A 17,135-nucleotide genomic window follows, 5' to 3' on the forward strand; every position below is an offset into this window, starting at 1 on the left:
TCGGCGATGGACGCCACGAACTCCCCCCGCACCGACGCCACGGCCCCCGGCCACCCGGACGCGGGCGGAGGTCGACCCCGCGTGATGGTCCTGTTCGGCGGCCGCTCCGGCGAGCACGCGATCTCCTGCGCGACCGCCGGGGGCGTGCTGCGCGCCATCGACCGCGACCGCTACGACGTGGTCGCCGTCGGTATCACGCGCGCCGGCCAGTGGGTGCTGGCCGACGACGACCCCACCCGCTGGGCGATCACGGAGGGGCGGCTGCCCGAGGTCGAGGACACGGCGACCCGTGTGCTGCTGCCGCAGGGCACGGTCGAGCGGGACGTGCAGGTGGTCGAGGACGGCCGCCTGGCGCGCTCGCTCGGTGCCGTCGACGTGGTGTTCCCGCTGCTGCACGGCCCGTTCGGGGAGGACGGGACGCTGCAGGGCCTGCTCGAGCTCGCCGACGTGCGCTACGTCGGCTCCGGCGTCCTCGCCTCGGCGGTCGGCATGGACAAGCACATGATGAAGCTCGTGCTGGCCGGCTCGGGCCTGCGCGTGGGGCCGTTCCGGGTGCTGCCCGGCGGCGCGCCCGCCGACGCGGCGACCCTCGACGGGTTCGTGGCCGACCTGGGCCTGCCGCTCTTCGTCAAGCCGGCCCGCGCGGGCTCGAGCCTCGGCATCTCCCGCGTCGACCACCGGGACCAGCTGGTGGCGGCCGTCGCCGAGGCGCGCCGGCACGACCCCAAGGTGGTCGTCGAGGCCGCGCTCACGGGCCGCGAGGTCGAGTGCGGCGTGCTCGGCGGCCGGGACGGGGCACCGGCGCGCGCGTCCCTGCCCGGCGAGATCGTCGTCACCGACGCCCGCCACACGTTCTACGACTTCGAGGCCAAGTACCTGGACGAGGCGGGCGTGACGCTCTCCTGCCCGGCCGACCTGCCCGACGACGTCACGGCGCGGGTCCGCGAGGCGGCGGTCCGCGCCTTCGAGGCGGTCGGCTGCGAGGGCCTCGCCCGTGTCGACGTGTTCGTCACGCCCGACGACGAGGTCGTCGTCAACGAGATCAACACGATGCCCGGCTTCACGCCGTACTCCATGTACCCGCGGATGTGGGAGGCGACGGGCATGTCGTACCCCGAGCTCGTCGACGAGCTCGTCGGCCTGGCGCTCGCACGCCCGACCGGTCTGCGCTGACCCCGCACCTCCGCCGGCGCCCGCCCGTGCGGCGCCGCCGCGTCACAGGCAGGAGCGGTCCTGCCGGGTCAGCGCGACGGCCGGCCCCAGCAGGTCGACGAACGACGTCGAGCTGAACTCGGTGACCTCCTCGGGGACGAGGACCTCCACCGCGGGCACGCGGCCGTAGGTGGTGAAGCGCCAGTCGCCGGACTCCTCCACGACGACCCAGTCGATGGTCGGTCCGTTCGGTGTGCTCACCGACTGGCACCGGTCCGTCGTCGGGCCGAGCGGCTCCACCCCGCACCGCAGCACGACCGCGGCGTCCGGGCGGCCCCACGCGGTCGTCGCCTGCGCGTCCGTGTCGAGGCGCGGCAGGTCCTGCGACAGCTGGGCGGGCAGCGCGAGCACCACGGACGCGCAGACCGGGTCGGTCGCGTGCGGGGCGACGTCCACGGCGACGACCGGGGCGCAGGCCGTCAGGGTCAGGAGCGCCGCGGCGACGACGGGCAGGGCACGGCGGGCGGGCACGTGACCACCGTACCCGCCGCGGCGTCGCCGTCCGGGCGCGGCTGCGAGGCCGCCGCGGGAGCGTCTAGCGTGTGCGGGTGCCCGCCGAGAGTCCCCGCGTCCGTGACCTCGCCGAGCAGGACCTGCTCGACCGGATCTTCCCCCACCTTCCCGTCGGGTCGCGCACGCTCGTCCCGCCGGGGGACGACGCGGCGGTCGTGGCCGCAGCTGACGGCCGGGTCGTGATCACGTGCGACGTGCTGGTCGAGGACGTCCACTTCCGCCGCGCGTGGTCGACGGGGACCGCGGTGGGCCGCCGTGCCGCGATGCAGAACCTCGCCGACGTCGCCGCGATGGGGGCTCGGCCGACGGCGCTGGTGGTGGGTCTCGTCGTGCCCGGTGACACGCCCGTCAGCTGGGTGGAGGGTCTCGCGCAGGGTCTCGGCGACGCGTGCCGTCCCCTGGACGTCGGCGTGGTGGGGGGCGACCTCTCGTCGGGGCCGGTCCTCGTGGTGTCGGTGACCGCGCACGGGGACCTCGAGGGGCGTCCGCCGGTGCGACGGACGGGCACGCGCCCGGGCGACGTGCTCGCGCTCGCCGGCCGCTGCGGGTGGTCCGGCGCCGGCTGGGCCCTGCTCGCCGCCGGCCGCGAGGACGTCGACGCCGACCTCGTCGAGGCCTACCGGGTGCCGGAGCCGCCGGTGGCCGCGGGTCCGGCGGCCGCGCGGGCGGGTGCGACGGCCATGCTCGACGTGTCCGACGGGCTGCTGCGCGACGGGCGGCGGATGGCGCGCGCGAGCGGCGTCACGCTCGCGCTCGACGCGCCCGCGCGGGTCCTCGCGGACGACGTCCGGCGGCTGCGTCCGGCCGCGGAGGCGCTGGGCGTCGCCGTCGAGGACTGGCTGCTCGCCGGCGGTGAGGACCACGGCCTGCTCGCGACGTTCCCGCCGGACGTCGCGCTGCCGCCCGGGTTCCGCCCCGTCGGGTCCGTGCGTGAGCGCGGCGACGAGCTCGTGCTCGTCGACGGAGCGCCGCCCCGGCCGGGTTCGGTCGGCTGGGACCACTTCGGCGCCTGACGCGGGCCGTGCGGTCCGCCGGTGCTCAGCCCCGTCGGTAGCGGATCTCGAGCAGCTGCGCGCCGCCCACGTCGTCGAGCCGCTCGACGCCGTCGGGCTGGAAGCCGTGGCGGCGGTAGAAGTGCCGCGCACGTTCGTTCGCGGCGAGCACCCACAGCGTGAGCGGGGTCTGCTCGCCGACCTCGGCGACGACGCTGCGGATCAGCTCGCGCGCCACGCCCTGTCCCCACGTCCCGGGGTCGAGGTAGAGGGAGTAGATCTCGCGTTCGCCGCGGCGTGCGTCCTCGTCCCGGGACGGTCCGTACGAGGCGAACCCGAGCAGCCGGTCGCCCGCGTGCGCCACGAGCGTGTGCACGCGGTCCTCCGGGCCGGCCGCGAGCAGCTCACGCCAGCGGTGGGCGCGCTGCTGCGGGTCGAGCGAGCTCAGGTACTCGTCGGGCACGATGCCCGCGTACGCCTCCTGCCAGGACCGCACGTGCACGTCGGCTATGTCGGGGGCGTCGTCGGGCGTGGCGGGGCGGATGGTGACCTCGTCGATGGGCTCGACCATGAGGTCAGGGTGCCACACGGCCCGAGGGGGCACGAGGCATACCGCCCGTTCCGGGCGCAGCACGAGGGCCCGCGAGCAGCTGCTCGCGGGCCCTCGTGAGGTTCCTGCGTCGCGGACGCCCGACGGCGCCGCGGGGGTGCGTCTCAGACGGCGCGCTGGACCTTGCCGGCCTTGAGGCACGAGGTGCACACGTTGAGGCGCTTCGGGGTCCCCGCCACGACGACGCGCACCCGCTGGATGTTCGGGTTCCAGCGGCGCTTCGTGCGCACGTGCGAGTGCGAGATGCTGTGCCCGAAGCTCGGGCCCTTGGCGCAGACGTCGCAGTTGGCAGCCACGGTCTTCTCCTGGTTCTGGTCTGTCCCGGACCGGCGCGCGGCCCGGTTCGTGCACGACCCGCGCACACGGCCTCGGCCGGGCCCGTCACCCGCAGGTGACCGGCCTCGACCGCACGACGGTGCGTCGGGAAGTCGGTGGGGATGCCGGACGGGGTCCGGGCAACCGGACAAGGCTAGCCCATCGACGGGGTGGCGCCCAAATGTGGGCGGTGTGAGGCACAGTGCTCCGGTGGTTCGCGCCGTGGACGCGACGGACCGGTGCCGTCGCGCGGCGGCACCATCGGGCGTGGGCCGGGCGGTCGGGCCGGACGACGGAGGGTGCGGATGGCGGTGCTGGGGGCGGACGACGCGCAGCGTGGCGCACCCGGGGCGTCGGCTGCGCCCGGTGCTCCGGGTGCGCCGGGGCGGGACGCCCTGCACGACCCCGAGGCGCTGCGCGCGTGGGCGGTCGGCGCGCGGGCCGCGTCGGCGGCCGCGCGCGAGCGGGTCGACGCGGTGAACGTCTTCCCGGTGGCCGACGCGGACACGGGCTCGAACGTCCACCTCACGCTCGCCGGCGGCGCCGACGCGGTCGCGCGGACCGGGCACGACGCCGACGCGGCCGCGGTCGCCCGCGCGCTCGCCACGGGCGCCGCCGAGGCGGCGCGCGGCAGCTCGGGCGTCATCGTGAGCCAGTGGCTCGGCGGTCTCGCCGCGGCGGTCGACGCGGGTGCGGACCTCGCGACCGCGCTCGGGCGCGCGGCGTCCGCGGCGCGTGCAGCGGTGGCGGACCCGCAGGAGGGGACGGTGCTGACGGTCGCGGGCGACGTGGCGCGGGAGGTCGCGCGTGCCACGTCGGCGGGCACCGGTCACGTCGACGCGCTCACCGCGGCGACGGCCGCCGCACGCGCCGACCTCGGTCGGGTGAGCGCGGGGCACGAGGTGCTGCGCGCGGCCCGGGTCGTCGACGCGGGCGCCTGCGCGCTGCTGGTCCTGCTCGACGCCCTGGCCCACGCGCTGCGGACCCGGACGCCCGCGGCCGCCGCCGACCTCGACCTGTCGTGGCTGCCCGCCGACGGTCCGTCGCCCGCCGTCGCCGCGGCGCACGCGCACGGCGGCGACGGCGCCTACGAGGTGGTCCTGCAGGTCGTGCCCGGGCCCGGCGGGACGGACGCGCCGTCCGCGGACGCGGACGCCCTCGCGCAGGCGCTGGGCGGCGTCGGCGACGCGGTCGCGGTCGCCGCGGTGGGCGGGCGCCTGCACGCGCACGTGCACACCGACGACCCGGCGGCCGCCCTCGCCCTCGTGCCGGCACCGCAGCGGGCGCAGGTGGTCGTGCGGACGGTGGACGCGCGCGGTGACGACGGCGCGGCGCTGGTCGTGCTCACGCCGTCGCCCGGCCTGGCCGCGTGGTACGCGACCGCCGGGGCGGTGACCCTCGTGGCCGAGCCGGGCACCGTGGTCACGCCCGCGCACGTGGACCGCGCGGTCACGGACGCGGGGGAGGGGCCGGTGCTCGTGCTCGACGCCGCGGCCGCGCTGCCGGCCACAGTGCCGGCCACTCTGCCGGCCACGGTGCCGGCCACGGTGCCCGGACCGGTCCCGCCGGACGGCGCTCCCGGGGACGCGACGCGCCGCCTCGTCGTGCTGCCCGTACCGTCCGACGGCCCCGCGGTCGTGGCGTGCCTCGCGGTGCTGGCCGAGCCCGAGGCGGGCGCCCGCGCCGCACGGGCCGTGCTCCACCGGCTGCGCGAGGCGCGGCTGCCGGCGGACCCCGCCGCCACGGACCCGCCCGGGTCCGGCGACGCCGGAGGCGCCCCGCACACCGCCGTCGAGGCCGCGGTGGCCGCGCTCGTCCTCGACGCTCCCGAGGCGCAGTCCGTGACCCTCGTGCACGGCGCCGGCGCGCCGCCGGCGGCGGTGGACGCCACGGCCGCCGCCGTGCGCGCGGCGCACCCCGAGCAGGAGGTCGTCGTCGTCGGGCCCGCCGCGCAGGCGGGCTGGTGGGTCGGGGTGGACTGACGGTCGTGCGCACCGGGGACGCAGGAGCACGGACGGGACGAGAGGTGGGACGCGGATGCTGACGACGGACCCCCTCGCGGTGCCGCTCGCGCGGGCGACGAACCCGCGCACGGGCAAGGCGCTCGCGAAGCTGGGCCTGGAGACGACGGCGGACCTGCTGCGGCACTACCCCCGGCGGTACGCGGAGCCCGGGACGCTGACCGACGTCTCGCGGCTCGCGGTGGGCGAGCACGTCACGGTCGTGGCGGAGGTGGTGCGCACGTCGCTACGGACCACGTCGCAGGGCAAGGGGCTGCTCCAGTCGACGATCACCGACGGCACGAGCCGCCTCGAGCTGACGTTCTTCGCCACGCACCGGCGCAAGCTCGAGTGGCGCGAGGCGCAGCTGCGCGCGGGGCGCCGCGGGCTGTTCACGGGTGTCGTGTCCCTCTACCGCCGGACGCTGCAGCTCATGCACCCCGAGTGCCGCCTCTTCGGCAGCGAGGACGACGCGCACGACGAGGAGGAGGCGCTGCTCGACGCCAGCCGTCCGGTCCCGGTGTACCCCGCCCTCGCGGGCTTCGAGTCGTGGAAGGTGGGCCAGGCCGTGCGCACGGTGCTCGACCCGCTGCGCGAGGAGGACGTGCCCGACCCGGTCCCGGCGGACCTGCGGACCGCGCACGGGCTGCCCACCCTCCTCGAGGCGCTGCGCCTGGTGCACCTGCCCGCCGACGAGCACGACTGGCGGCGGGGACGCGACCGGCTGCGCTACGAGGAGGCGCTGGTGCTGCAGGCCGAGCTCGCGCGCCGGCGCGCCCGCGTCGCGCGGGAGGAGGCCGTGGCGCGGCCGCGGCGGAGCGGCGGGCTGCTCGACGCGTTCGACGCCCGGTTGCCGTTCACGCTGACGGCGGGGCAGCGGGCGGTCGGGGAGGAGATCGCCGCGGAGCTCGCCGCGCCCCGTCCGATGCAGCGGCTGCTGCAGGGCGAGGTCGGGTCCGGCAAGACGGTGGTCGCGCTGCGCGCGATGTTGCAGGTGGTCGACGCGGGCGGGCAGGCGGCGCTGCTCGCCCCGACCGAGGTGCTGGCCGCGCAGCACGCCCGGACGCTGCGCGCCCTGCTCGGCGACCTCGCGGAGGACGGGTTCCTCGGCGGGGCCGAGCAGGCGACGCGAGTGGCGCTGCTCACGGGTTCGCTGCCCGCCGCGGCGCGGCGCGAGGCGCTGCTCGACGCGGCCAGCGGGCGCGCGGGCATCGTCGTGGGCACGCACGCGCTGCTGTCCGAGACGGTGCAGCTCGCGGACCTCGGCCTCGTCGTCGTCGACGAGCAGCACCGGTTCGGCGTCGAGCAGCGCGACGCGCTGCGCGCGAAGGCCGCGCGCACCCCGCACACGCTGGTCATGACCGCGACGCCGATCCCGCGCACGGTCGCCATGACGGTGTTCGGCGACCTCGAGACGTCGGTGCTGGACCAGGTGCCGGCCGGGCGGCAGGGCATCACCACGCACACGGTCCCGGCGGACAACCCCCGCTGGACCGACCGCACGTGGCAGCGCGTGCGCGAGGAGGTCGACCGCGGCGGGCGCGCCTACGTCGTCTGCCCGCGCATCGACGCCGACGACGCCCCCGACGGCGACGCGGCGGGCACCGGCGCCGGTGACGACGAGGGCGCCGACCTGCTCGCCGTCGCGGTCGACACCGTCGGCGCGCAGGCCCCGCCGCGCCGGCCGCTGCGCGCGGTGACCGAGGTCGCCGAGCAGCTGCGCGCCCGGCCGGACCTGGCGGGGGTGGGCGTCGGGATCCTGCACGGGCGCCTGAGCCCCGAGGAGAAGGACCGCGCGTTCGCGGCGTTCGCGTCGGGCGCGGCACCCGTCCTCGTGTCGACGACGGTCGTCGAGGTCGGTGTCGACGTGCCGGAGGCGACCGTGATGGTCGTGCTCGACGCGGACCGCTTCGGGCTGTCGCAGCTGCACCAGCTGCGTGGACGCGTGGGGCGTGGCACGCGACCGGGGCTGTGCCTGCTCGTGAGCGCCGCCGAGCCCGGCACCGACGCCCACACGCGCCTGGAGACCCTCGCGAGCACGACCGACGGCTTCCGCCTCGCGGCGCTCGACCTCGAGCTGCGGCACGAGGGCGACGTGCTCGGCGCCGCGCAGCACGGGCGCGGCAGCTCGCTGCGGCTGCTGCGCGTGACGCGCGACGCGGACGTCATCGACCGGGCCCGGGCGGACGCCCGTGCGCTCGTCGAGCAGGACGGCGACCTGAGCGCGTGGCCCGCGCTCGTCGCGGCGATCGAGGAGCAGCTGGCGGGGGAGCGCGAGGAGTACCTCGACCGGACGTGACCCGGCTCGGCGCGGCCCGGCGCGGGCACCGGGACGGCACGGGCGCGCTCGCGGGCCCAACTACCCTGACCCGCATGGCGACACCCGTGGTCCGGCTCGAGGACGTCACCGTGGGCTACGGGTCGGCGCCCGTGTGCCCGCCGGTCTCCTTCACCCTCGACCCGGGCAGCGCGCTCGCGCTCGTCGGCGCCAACGGCTCGGGCAAGTCCACGGTGCTCAAGACCGTGCTCGGTCTGCTCCCGCCGATGTCGGGGCGTGTGCAGGTGCTGGGCCGGGACGTCGACGAGCGCGAGGCGGACTTCCGCCGCGCGGTGGCGGGCGTCCTGGACGACGACGCGTACTTCCCCGCCCTCACGGTCGCCGAGCACCTCTACCTGACGGCGCGCGGTCACGGCGTGCTCGCGGCGCGCGAGCGGGTCGCCGAGCTGCTGGAGGAGTTCGGGCTGACCGACCACGCGCAGGCGCTGCCTGTCGCGCTGTCGTCCGGGCAGCGGCGCCGGCTGCTGCTCGCCGCCGGCCTCGTGCGGCCGCGGTCGCTGCTCGTCCTCGACGAGCCCGAGCAGCGCCTCGACCAGCGCATGCGCACGCGCCTGGCCGCGCGCCTGCGCGACGAGACCGCCGGCGGCGGTGCGGTGCTGCTCGCGACCCACGACCCCGACCTCGTCGTGGAGGTGTGCGACGCCGCCGTGCACGTGGGGGAGCAGGCCGTCGAGGTGCTCACCCCGCGGAGGCGGCGGCGCGGATCGCGCGGGTCGTGCTGTGACGGCCGTCCGCACGTTCGACCTCGGCGCCGTCCCCGCCGCCCGGTCCATCCGCCGGTTCACCGCGCAGGCACCCCGTGCACGCGCCGAGGGCCGGGTGGGCGCGCTGCTCGGCGACCTGTACACCGCGCTGCTGTGCGTCGCCGTGTCGGTCGGCGTGGGGCTCGGCGCCGTGCAGCAGCTGCGCGTCGCGCTGCCGCCACCCCCGAGGTCGCCCCGCCCGTGGGGCTGAGCCTGCCCGTCGTCGTGGCCGTCGTGCTCCTCGGCGCGACCGGGGCGCTGCTGTCGCTGGCGGGGCGGCTCGGGCCGGTCGGGGCCGGTGGTGCGGAGGCGGCGTGGTGGCTGACGCTCCCGGTGGCCCGGCGCGGTCTGCTGCGGCCCGCGGCACGCCGTCTGCCGCTGCTGGCGGCGCCCGCGGCCGCCGTGCTCGTCGTGCTCCTGTCCGCGGGGCTGCTCGTGCAGGGCGGCGCGGGGCTGGTGCGGTCGGCCCTCGTGGGTGCGCTCGTGGCGGCCGCCGTGGTGCTGGCTGCCGGCCTCGTGCAGTCGGCCGGCGTGCCGCGTCGCGCGACGGCGCTCGTCGGGGACCTGCTGCTGGTCGCGGCGCCCGTCGGCGCCGCGGTGCTGGCGTTCTCCGGGGCCGCCCCACGACGCTGCCGGTGCCGGGCTGGGCCGTCGTGGCGGCCGCCGCGCTCGTGGTCGCCGTGCTCGCCGTCCTCCTCGACACCCGGCTCGAGCGGCTGCCGGCCCGCACGGTCCGTGACAGCGGGTCGGTCGCGGCGCAGGCGGTCGGCGCGGTCGTGGCCCTCGACTCGCGTGAGCTGGGCCGCGCTCTGGCGGGGGCCGTGCTGCGGCCCGCGCGGCGGTGGTCGTCGCGGCTGCGGACCGTGCGCGGGCCTGCGTCCGCGCTCGTCACCGCCGACCTCGTGCTGCTGCGTCGCTCGCCGCGGCACCTCGTGCAGCTCGCCGTCGCCGTGCTGGTGCCCGTCCTCGCGACCGTCGTCCCGCAGCTGGCGAGCCCCGTCGGCGTGCTGCTCGCCACCGTCGTCGGCGGGGCCGCCGCCGTGAGCGCGGGCGCCGAGGGGGCGCGCTGGGCGCAGATGGCGCCCGTCCTCGACCGTGCGCTGCCGCTTGGGCACACCGCCGTGCGCCGCCTGCGCATGGTCCTGCCCGGGCTGGTGGCGCTGGTGTGGACGACCGCGACGCTGACGGCGGTCGCGCTCTGGTCGGACGGAGCCCTCGTGGACTGGCTCGTCCTGGGTGTCGTGTCGGTGCCCGTGTGGGCGGCGGCAGCGGTGCGGGCGGCGTACCGCCCCGCCCCGGAGTGGGGCAGGGGTCTCGTCGTGACGGAGGCGGGCGCGGTGCCGCTCGGTGCGCTGGCCGTGCTCTCGCGCGGGCCCGACCTCGTGGCGCTGTGCCTGCTGCCGCTGTGGGTCGCGATCGGGCTGGCCGCCGTGACGACCCCGGTCGTGTACGCCCAGCTCGTGCTGTCCGCGGTCGCGGTCGCCGTCGGCTCGTCGACGCACGAGAAGGGCTGGCTGGAGCGCAGCCTCGAGGGGGACGCACGGACCGGGGACGCACGGACCGGGGACGCGCGCACCGGGGACGCGGGGAGGACGCCGTGACGCGCATCGTGGCCGGCACCGCCGGCGGCCGGACGCTCGTCGTCCCCGCCAAGGGCACGCGTCCGACGAGCGAGCGCGTCCGGGAGGCGCTGTTCTCGCGCCTGGAGCACCTCGACGCGGTCGAGGGTGCGCGCGTGCTGGACCTCTACGCCGGCTCGGGCGCCCTCGGGCTCGAGGCCGCGAGCCGCGGTGCCGCGCACGTCGTGCTGGTCGACAGCGCTCGGGTGGCGGTCGACGCGTGCCGACGCAACGTGCGCGCGCTCGGGATGGCGGGGCGGGTGGACGTCGTCGCCGACACGGTGGACCGGTACGTGGCGCGGCTCGACGGGCCGGCGTTCGACCTCGTCCTCCTCGACCCGCCGTACGACCTCGGGGACGGCGCGCTCGCGGCGGCGCTCGAGGGCGTGGCGCGCGGGACGGCGCCCGGGGCGGTCGTCGTCGTCGAGCGCTCCGCGCGCGCGTCCGCCCCCGTCTGGCCGGCGCCGCTCGTGCCGCTCGACGACCGGCGCTACGGCGAGACGCAGGTGTGGTTCGCGGAGCACGCGGCCGCGCAGGAGGCACCGGCCTGACCGGGACGCCCTGGTGGCGTGCTCAGCCGCGCCCGTGCATGACGGTCAGGCGCGGTCCGTCCGAGCCGAGCGTGAACGCACCCGCCGGGGCGAACCCGTGCCGGGCGTAGAACGGCACGTTCGCCGGGTCGCTCGTCGCGAGCCAGGGGGTCCCGCGCCACGGCGTGCCGGCCAGCGCGCGCAGCCCGTGCCGCAGGAGCGCGCCGCCGAGGCCGCGGCGCTGGTAGGCCGGGTGCACGGCGAGGTAGTTGAGGTACGCACCCGGACGGGCGGGGGCGTGGGCGCCGGTCGCGGCGAGGGCGGACAGCACCTCGTCGGCCCGCGAGGGCCCGACGAGGGCGCGCAGGACGCCGCCCGGGCGCGGCAGCCGCAGCGGGGGCTCGGGCGCGCCGTCGGCTGCCCGGGGCCGCCACGCCGCGACCGCCACCACCTCGTCGACGTCCCCGGCGGGTGCGCCGACCGCCCCGGCCGTCAGCACGTCGACGTGCCCGACCGCGAGGTGGCGCTCGAGCGCCGGGCCGAGCCACGCCGCGCACGCGTCCTCGCGGGTCGAGCGCACGGGCAGCACCCACGCCATCAGGGGGTCCTCCGCGTACGCCAGGGCGCACACGGTCCGGATGGCGGGCAGGTCCTCGGCCCGTGCCGGTCGCGGGTCGTCCATGCGTCCGGACCGTAGCGCCGGTGCCCGTCGGGCACGACGACCGCGCGGGTGGCGCGCCGCGCCGACGCCGAGCGCGCGTGCCGTCACGGGTCCGTGACGTAGGTTGGCGTGCGTGAGGATCGCGGTGTGCCCCGGGTCGTTCGACCCGCTGACGCTCGGTCACGTGGACGTCGTGCGACGCGCGCGCACCCTCTTCGACGAGGTCGTGGTCGCCGTGGCGCACAACTCCCGCAAGCAGCCCCTGCTCGGTGCGGACGAGCGCGTGGCCCTGGCCGCGCAGGTCCTCGCGGACGTCGACGGCGTGCGCGTCGTCGGCACGCAGGGCCTGCTGGTCGACCTCGTGCGGGACGTGGGGGCCTGTGCGGTGGTCAAGGGCCTGCGCGGCGGGGCGGACGTGGACGCCGAGGTGCCGATGGCGCTGATGAACCGGCACCTGTCGGGCGTGGAGACGGTCTTCGTGCTGGGGGACCCGGCGCTGGCGCACGTCGCGTCGTCGCTGGTGAAGGACGTGGCGCGGCACGGGGGTCGCATCGACGACCTGGTGCCCGCGCCGGTGGCCGCGGCGGTGCACCGCGCTCTCGCGGGGCCCGACCGCCAGGGAGGGGACGGACGATGACGGAGCACGTGGACGGCACGGTGCACGAGGGGGACGAGGAGCGCACGGGCGGGGTCGCCGGCGTGCTCGACGCGATCGAGCAGGCCGTGCTCGCGGCGCGGGCCATGCCGATGTCGTCCTCGGTCCTCGTGAACCGGGCGGAGATCCTCGAGCTCGTGGAGCAGGTGCGCGCCGCGCTGCCGACCCAGCTGCACCGCGCGGACGCGGTGCTCGCCGACGCCGACGCGGCGCGGGCGGCCGCGCACGCCGAGGCGGAGGGGGTCCTCGCCCGCGCACGCGCCCGCGCGGCCGAGCTGGTCGAGCAGGAGGCCGTCGTCGCCGAGGCGCGCAGCCGCGCGGCCCAGATCGTCGCCGAGGCGCAGGAGAACGCGGAGGCGCTGCGCCGCGACGCCGACGACTACTGCGACCGGCGGCTGGCCGACTTCGAGATCGACCTCGGCAAGGTCCTGAGCCAGGTGCAGGCGGGCCGCGCGAAGCTGGCCGGCCGTCTGCAGCCCGGCGAGGGCGCCTGACCGGTGCTGCCCGGCACCCCGGCACGTCCTGCCGGGGTGCACCGCGCGCCCCCGGGCCGGCACGACGTCACAGGACCCGCGGTTTGGGGCGCCCGCTCCGGTGCCGTACAGTTGACGGTTGGTCCGGCCGGTCGCGGCGGGGCCGACTCGTCATGACATCGCACCCGACCGTCCGGCGCGCCTGCGCGCCGGCGGTCACCCAGGAACGAGGGGGACCGCACCGTGCGCCCGACCCACCTCGATCCCCGCTCGCCGTTCGTGCTCGACACCCACGAGCTCGGCCGACGTCCGGGATCGACGCGGACCGTGCAGCGGACGCTCCCCGCGCCTGACGAGCTCGGCACCGGCATGATCGGCGTCCCCTCCGGGAGCGACCTCGAGCTGGACCTGCGGCTCGAGGCGGTCATGGAGGGCGTCCTGGTCACCGGCTCGATCCGCGGCGAGGCCGTCGGGGAGTGCGTGCGGTGCCTGGAGAAGGTCGTCGAGCCGATCGACGTCCCGCTGCAGGAGCTGTACGTCTACCCCGAGCGTGCCGAGGCGGCGGTCGAGGAGGGCGACGAGGACGAGGACGTGCGCGAGCTGGAGGACGACCTGGTCGACCTCGAGCCCGCGCTGCGGGACGCGGTCGTGACCGCGCTGCCGTTCCGGCCCCTGTGCGGGCCGGACTGCCCGGGCCTGTGCCCGCAGTGCGGCGCGCGGCTCGCGGACGACCCGGACCACCAGCACGAGACGATCGACCCTCGGTGGGCGGCCCTCGGCGGCCTGCTGAGCACTGACGACGAACAGAGAGAGAGCTGACCGTGGCGGTTCCCAAGCGCAAGATGTCGCGCAGCAACACCCGTGCGCGTCGGTCGCAGTGGAAGACCACTGCCACGACGCTCACGACGTGCCCCCAGTGCAAGTCGCAGACGAAGCCGCACGTCGCCTGCCCGTCCTGCGGTGCCTACAACGGCCGCCGGTACGCGGAGGCCGTGCGCAGCGAGCACGAGGCGCACTGACCCTCGCGGCCCGATGACCGGCACACCTGACGCCCAGCGTGGCGCGCGTGCGGTCTCGGCTGCCGACTCGCTCCTCGAGAAGCTCGGGGTCCGCCTGGACCCCGAGCTTCTCGTGCTGGCGCTGACGCACCGGTCGTTCGCGCACGAGGCGGGTGGCATCCCGACCAACGAGCGCCTCGAGTTCCTCGGGGACACCGTCCTCGGTCTCGTCGTGACCGAGCACCTGTACCGGGCGTACCCCGACCTGTCCGAGGGCGACCTCGCGAAGATGCGGGCGGCGACCGTCTCGCAGCGCGCGCTGGCGCGCGTCGCCCGCACCCTCGACCTCGGCGCGTACCTGCTGCTCGGCAAGGGCGAGCTCGCCACGGGCGGTGCCGACAAGGACTCGATCCTGTCGGACACGCTCGAGGCGCTGTTCGGCGCGGTCTACCTCTCGCACGGGCTGGAGACGGCGCGCGAGCTCGTCGACCGCCTCGTCAGCCCCACCCTCGAGGCGGCGGCCGACCTCGGCGCCGGCCTCGACTGGAAGACCTCGCTCCAGGAGCTGTCCGCGCTCCTCGGTCTCGGCGCGCCGACCTACGACGTGACCGGCGAGGGGCCGGACCACGCGCGCACGTTCACGGCGCACGCCGTGGTGGGCGGCGAGGTGCGCGGGACGGGCACGGGCACCGCCAAGAAGCTCGCCGAGCAGGAGGCCGCCGCTGCCGCGTACGCGGCCCTGTCGGCGGCGCGCGACGCCACGGCGACCGCCCCGGCACCCGACCTCGACGGCAGCGCCGCCGGGGCCTGAGCGCGTGCCCGAGCTCCCCGAGGTCGAGACCGTCCGGGACGGGCTGGCGCGCCACGTGCTGGGCCGCACGGTCGTCGACGTCGCGGTGCACCGGGACTACTCGGTGCGCCGCCACGAGGGCGGTCCCGCGGACTTCGCGGCGCGGCTGACCGGTCGCCGGCTCGAGGCCGCGGTGCGGCGCGGAAAGTTCCTGTGGCTCCTGCTCGACGAGGGTGCGGGTCGCGGCGACGACGCGCTCATGGCGCACCTCGGCATGAGCGGCCAGCTCCTCGTGCGCGGACCGGCGGCCGCGCCCGCGCCCGTCGTCCGCACGGGCCGGGCCGTGCGCCCGCCGACCCCGTCGCCGCGCCGGGACCGGCCGGCTGGGTGGACCACCCGCACCTGCGCGTGCGTCTCGTGCTCGACGACGGCTCCGCGCTCGACTTCGTCGACCAGCGCACGTTCGGCCACCTCTCGGTGCCGGACCTCGTGCCGACGGCCGACGGGCGCCCGGGCGGGCAGGGGTCGCAGCGCGCCGTCGTGCCCGCACCGGTCGCGCACATCGCGCGCGACCTGCTGGACCCCGCGCTCGACCGGCCGGCGCTCGTGGAGGCGGTGCGGCGCCGGCGCACCGGGCTCAAGCGCGCGCTGCTCGACCAGACGCTCGTCTCCGGCGTCGGCAACATCTACGCCGACGAGGGCCTGTGGCGGGCCCGCCTGCACTACGCGCGCGCGACCGACACCCTGCGCCGGCCCGAGGTCGCCCGCGCGCTCGACGGCGCCGCGGAGGTCATGACGGCGGCGCTCGCGGCGGGCGGCACGAGCTTCGACGCGCTGTACGTGGACGTGAACGGCGCGTCGGGCTACTTCGACCGGTCGCTCGCCGTGTACGGGCAGGAGGGCCGTCCGTGCCCGCGCTGCGGCACCCCCGTGCGTCGCGACGAGTTCATGAACCGCTCGTCGTACACGTGCCCGCGCTGCCAGCCGCGGCCCCGCAACGGGCGCTGGTAGCGACCGCGGCTGTCATCGCTCGACGACGTTGCGCAGCGGCTCCCCGGCGACCCAGCGCGCGGCGTTGTCGGCGACCAGGTCCGCCCAGCCCACGGGCCGGCCGCCCGCGGCGTGCGGGCTGACCAGGACGCGGGGGTGGTCCCACAGCGGGGAGTCCGCCGGGAGCGGCTCGGTGGCGAACACGTCGAGCGCGGCGCCGCCGAGCCCGTCCGCCAGGGCGGCGAGCAGCGCGTCCTCGTCCAGGGTGCTGCCCCGGCCGGCGTTCACGACCCAGGCGCCGGGGGGAGCAGGGCGAGGACCCGGGCGTCGATCGCGTGCCGCGTCGCCGGCAGGTCCGGCAGCAGCCCGACGAGCACGTCCGTGCCGGGCAGCACCGCGGGCAGGTCGTCCGCGGTGACGACGCGCGTCCCGTTGCGCTCGCCGGCCGTGCGCGCCACGCCCGTGACCTCGGCGCCGAGGGCCCGCAGCACCGGGGCCAGCCGCGCCGCGATCGAGCCGAAGCCCCACACGGTGACGTGCGCCCCGAGCAGGGTGCGCACCTCGCCCGCCGGGTGCAGCGGCTGCAGCCCGCCGAGCTCGCCCGCCCAGCGGTGCTCCTGCTGCGCCCGCACGAGGTCGGGCACGCGCCGCAGGCCTGCCAGGACGAGCGCGAGGACGTGCTCGGTGACGGTCGCGTCGTGCAGCCCGCGGCCCGAGGTCACGACCGCGTCGTCGGGGAAGCCCGCGGCCAGGACGGCGTCCGGCCCGGCCATGAGCGTCTGCACCCAGCGCACGCGCCGCGCGGCGGCGGCGAGCTCGTGGAGCCGGTGACGCGGGTTGCCCCACACGACCAGCGCCTGCGCGTCCGCCGCCTCGGGCGGAGCAGGCGCGTCGACGTCGTACCGGACGGCGCGCAGGCCCTCCGGCAGGCGCGGCGCGCCGTCGACCGACGTGGGCAGCAGGATCGTCCTCATGGCTCGATACGATGCCACCGTGCCCGCGACCAGCCACTCGACGCAGCCCTCGCCGGGGACGCGCCAGGCCCCCGTGTCCGTGATGATCGTCGACGACCACGAGGTCGTGCGGCGGGGGATCGCGGAGGTCGTGGAGCGCACCGACGGCATGACCGTCGTGGCCGAGGCGGGCTCGGTGGCCGACGGCGTGCGGCGCGCCTCGCTCGTGCGGCCCCAGGTGCTGCTCGTCGACCTGCAGCTGCCGGACGGCACGGGCATCGACCTCATCACGGCGCTGCGCGAGCAGCTGCCGACCGCGCGGGCGATCGTGCTGACGTCGTTCGACGACGACGACGCGCTGGCGGCGGCGCTCGAGGCGGGCGCCGTCGCGTACCTGCTCAAGAGCGTGCGCGGCGCGGAGATCACGGACGTCATCCGCGCGGTCGCCGCGGGCCGCACGCTGCTCGACGAGCGCACGGTGGCGCGCCGCCGCGCGGGTCACGAGGACCCGACCGAGGGCCTGACCCCCAGCGAGCTGCGCGTGCTGGACCTCATCGGCGAGGGGTTGTCGAACCGCGAGATCGCCGAGCGCCTGGGCGTGGCGGAGAAGACCGTGAAGAACCACATCACGTCGCTGCTGTCGAAGATGGGCCTGCAGCGGCGCACGCAGGTCGCCGCGTGGGTGGCCTCGCGCAAGCACGCGGGCTGGCGGTCCGAGCCCGGGCACTGACCGCCCGAGCGAG

General features: G+C 77.5%; 16 protein-coding genes and 3 pseudogenes. 14 read left to right on the top strand and 5 right to left on the bottom strand.

Features of this window, described 5'->3' with window-relative positions; all coding sequences use genetic code 11:
* Positions 1-6 precede the first annotated feature (6 nt).
* Positions 7-1,173: a D-alanine--D-alanine ligase family protein gene (locus tag GC089_RS06315; RefSeq protein ID WP_155376913.1), complete on the top strand. Its 1,167-nt coding sequence runs from the start codon at positions 7-9 to the stop codon at positions 1,171-1,173.
* A gap of 42 nt (positions 1,174-1,215) precedes the next feature.
* Here the strand turns inward: GC089_RS06315 and GC089_RS06320 are convergent, their stop codons facing one another.
* Complete coding sequence (locus GC089_RS06320; protein ID WP_155376914.1) at positions 1,216-1,683, bottom strand: DUF3515 family protein; 468 nt, start codon at positions 1,681-1,683, stop codon at positions 1,216-1,218.
* 77 nt (positions 1,684-1,760) lie between these two features.
* Here GC089_RS06320 and GC089_RS06325 point away from each other — a divergent pair, with 77 nt between their 5' ends.
* Entirely contained in the window at positions 1,761-2,738 is a 978-nt protein-coding gene (locus GC089_RS06325) for a thiamine-phosphate kinase (RefSeq protein WP_155376915.1), read from the top strand.
* A gap of 25 nt (positions 2,739-2,763) precedes the next feature.
* Here the strand turns inward: GC089_RS06325 and GC089_RS06330 are convergent, their stop codons facing one another.
* A complete protein-coding gene (locus tag GC089_RS06330) occupies positions 2,764-3,288 on the bottom strand; it encodes a GNAT family N-acetyltransferase (RefSeq protein WP_155376916.1) in 525 nt (174 codons plus the stop codon).
* 143 nt (positions 3,289-3,431) lie between these two features.
* Positions 3,432-3,623 (bottom strand): 50S ribosomal protein L28, encoded by a 192-nt coding sequence (gene rpmB / locus GC089_RS06335; protein ID WP_135974635.1) that lies wholly within the window; start codon positions 3,621-3,623, stop codon positions 3,432-3,434.
* Between the two features lie 324 nt (positions 3,624-3,947).
* Here rpmB and GC089_RS06340 point away from each other — a divergent pair, with 324 nt between their 5' ends.
* The 5 genes and pseudogenes from GC089_RS06340 (at position 3,948) to rsmD (ending at position 10,893) form a co-directional block, all read left to right on the top strand.
* Entirely contained in the window at positions 3,948-5,624 is a 1,677-nt protein-coding gene (locus tag GC089_RS06340; RefSeq protein ID WP_155376917.1) for a DAK2 domain-containing protein, read from the top strand.
* Positions 5,625-5,679: 55 nt separating this feature from the next.
* Positions 5,680-7,941, top strand: a complete 2,262-nt coding sequence (locus GC089_RS06345) for an ATP-dependent DNA helicase RecG (RefSeq protein WP_155376918.1) — start codon at positions 5,680-5,682, stop codon at positions 7,939-7,941.
* Between the two features lie 74 nt (positions 7,942-8,015).
* Positions 8,016-8,546 (top strand): annotated as a pseudogene (locus GC089_RS06350) (ATP-binding cassette domain-containing protein); the annotation flags it as partial.
* Between the two features lie 857 nt (positions 8,547-9,403).
* Positions 9,404-10,324: a DUF6297 family protein gene (locus GC089_RS18955; RefSeq protein ID WP_370514081.1), complete on the top strand. Its 921-nt coding sequence runs from the start codon at positions 9,404-9,406 to the stop codon at positions 10,322-10,324.
* Positions 10,321-10,893: a 16S rRNA (guanine(966)-N(2))-methyltransferase RsmD gene (rsmD, locus tag GC089_RS06360; protein ID WP_155376919.1), complete on the top strand. Its 573-nt coding sequence runs from the start codon at positions 10,321-10,323 to the stop codon at positions 10,891-10,893. The genes GC089_RS18955 and rsmD overlap by 4 nt, the downstream gene beginning before the upstream one ends.
* A gap of 22 nt (positions 10,894-10,915) precedes the next feature.
* Here the strand turns inward: rsmD and GC089_RS06365 are convergent, their stop codons facing one another.
* Complete coding sequence (locus tag GC089_RS06365) at positions 10,916-11,554, bottom strand: GNAT family N-acetyltransferase (RefSeq protein ID WP_155376920.1); 639 nt, start codon at positions 11,552-11,554, stop codon at positions 10,916-10,918.
* A gap of 112 nt (positions 11,555-11,666) precedes the next feature.
* Between GC089_RS06365 and coaD the strand changes: the two genes are divergently transcribed.
* The 6 genes and pseudogenes from coaD to mutM all read left to right on the top strand — a co-directional run bounded on the left by coaD (position 11,667) and on the right by mutM (position 15,460).
* Entirely contained in the window at positions 11,667-12,170 is a 504-nt protein-coding gene (coaD, locus tag GC089_RS06370; RefSeq protein ID WP_155376921.1) for a pantetheine-phosphate adenylyltransferase, read from the top strand.
* Positions 12,167-12,682 carry a hypothetical protein gene (locus GC089_RS06375; RefSeq protein WP_155376922.1) on the top strand — a complete coding sequence of 172 codons (516 nt, stop codon included), beginning with the start codon at positions 12,167-12,169 and terminating at the stop codon, positions 12,680-12,682. Before coaD ends, GC089_RS06375 begins: the two co-directional genes overlap by 4 nt.
* Before the next feature lie 222 nt (positions 12,683-12,904).
* Entirely contained in the window at positions 12,905-13,480 is a 576-nt protein-coding gene (locus GC089_RS06380) for a DUF177 domain-containing protein (RefSeq protein WP_155376923.1), read from the top strand.
* 2 nt (positions 13,481-13,482) lie between these two features.
* Positions 13,483-13,680: a 50S ribosomal protein L32 gene (rpmF, locus tag GC089_RS06385; protein ID WP_155376924.1), complete on the top strand. Its 198-nt coding sequence runs from the start codon at positions 13,483-13,485 to the stop codon at positions 13,678-13,680.
* 13 nt (positions 13,681-13,693) lie between these two features.
* Entirely contained in the window at positions 13,694-14,470 is a 777-nt protein-coding gene (gene rnc, locus GC089_RS06390) for a ribonuclease III (protein WP_155376925.1), read from the top strand.
* A gap of 4 nt (positions 14,471-14,474) precedes the next feature.
* Positions 14,475-15,460: pseudogene (mutM, locus tag GC089_RS06395) on the top strand (bifunctional DNA-formamidopyrimidine glycosylase/DNA-(apurinic or apyrimidinic site) lyase).
* 12 nt (positions 15,461-15,472) lie between these two features.
* Here the strand turns inward: mutM and GC089_RS06400 are convergent.
* Positions 15,473-16,563: pseudogene (locus GC089_RS06400) on the bottom strand (NAD(P)-dependent oxidoreductase).
* Here GC089_RS06400 and GC089_RS06405 point away from each other — a divergent pair.
* A complete protein-coding gene (locus GC089_RS06405) occupies positions 16,496-17,122 on the top strand; it encodes a response regulator transcription factor (protein ID WP_155378975.1) in 627 nt (208 codons plus the stop codon). The pseudogene GC089_RS06400 and the gene GC089_RS06405 overlap by 68 nt on opposite strands.
* The last annotated feature ends 13 nt before the right edge of the window (positions 17,123-17,135 follow it).

Origin of the sequence: Cellulomonas sp. JZ18 (genome assembly GCF_009720485.1) — a bacterium.
In the GTDB taxonomy this organism is placed as follows: Bacteria; Actinomycetota; Actinomycetes; order Actinomycetales; family Cellulomonadaceae; genus Cellulomonas.

Coding starts and splice junctions, on each gene's coding strand:
- rnc (WP_155376925.1), top strand. CDS start 13,694: ATGACCGGCACACCTGACGCCCAGCGTGGCGCGCGTGCGGTCTCGGCT.
- GC089_RS06405 (WP_155378975.1), top strand. CDS start 16,496: ATGATCGTCGACGACCACGAGGTCGTGCGGCGGGGGATCGCGGAGGTC.
- GC089_RS06345 (WP_155376918.1), top strand. CDS start 5,680: ATGCTGACGACGGACCCCCTCGCGGTGCCGCTCGCGCGGGCGACGAAC.
- GC089_RS06375 (WP_155376922.1), top strand. CDS start 12,167: ATGACGGAGCACGTGGACGGCACGGTGCACGAGGGGGACGAGGAGCGC.
- GC089_RS06365 (WP_155376920.1), bottom strand. CDS start 11,554: ATGGACGACCCGCGACCGGCACGGGCCGAGGACCTGCCCGCCATCCGG.
- GC089_RS06340 (WP_155376917.1), top strand. CDS start 3,948: ATGGCGGTGCTGGGGGCGGACGACGCGCAGCGTGGCGCACCCGGGGCG.
- GC089_RS06330 (WP_155376916.1), bottom strand. CDS start 3,288: ATGGTCGAGCCCATCGACGAGGTCACCATCCGCCCCGCCACGCCCGAC.
- GC089_RS06315 (WP_155376913.1), top strand. CDS start 7: ATGGACGCCACGAACTCCCCCCGCACCGACGCCACGGCCCCCGGCCAC.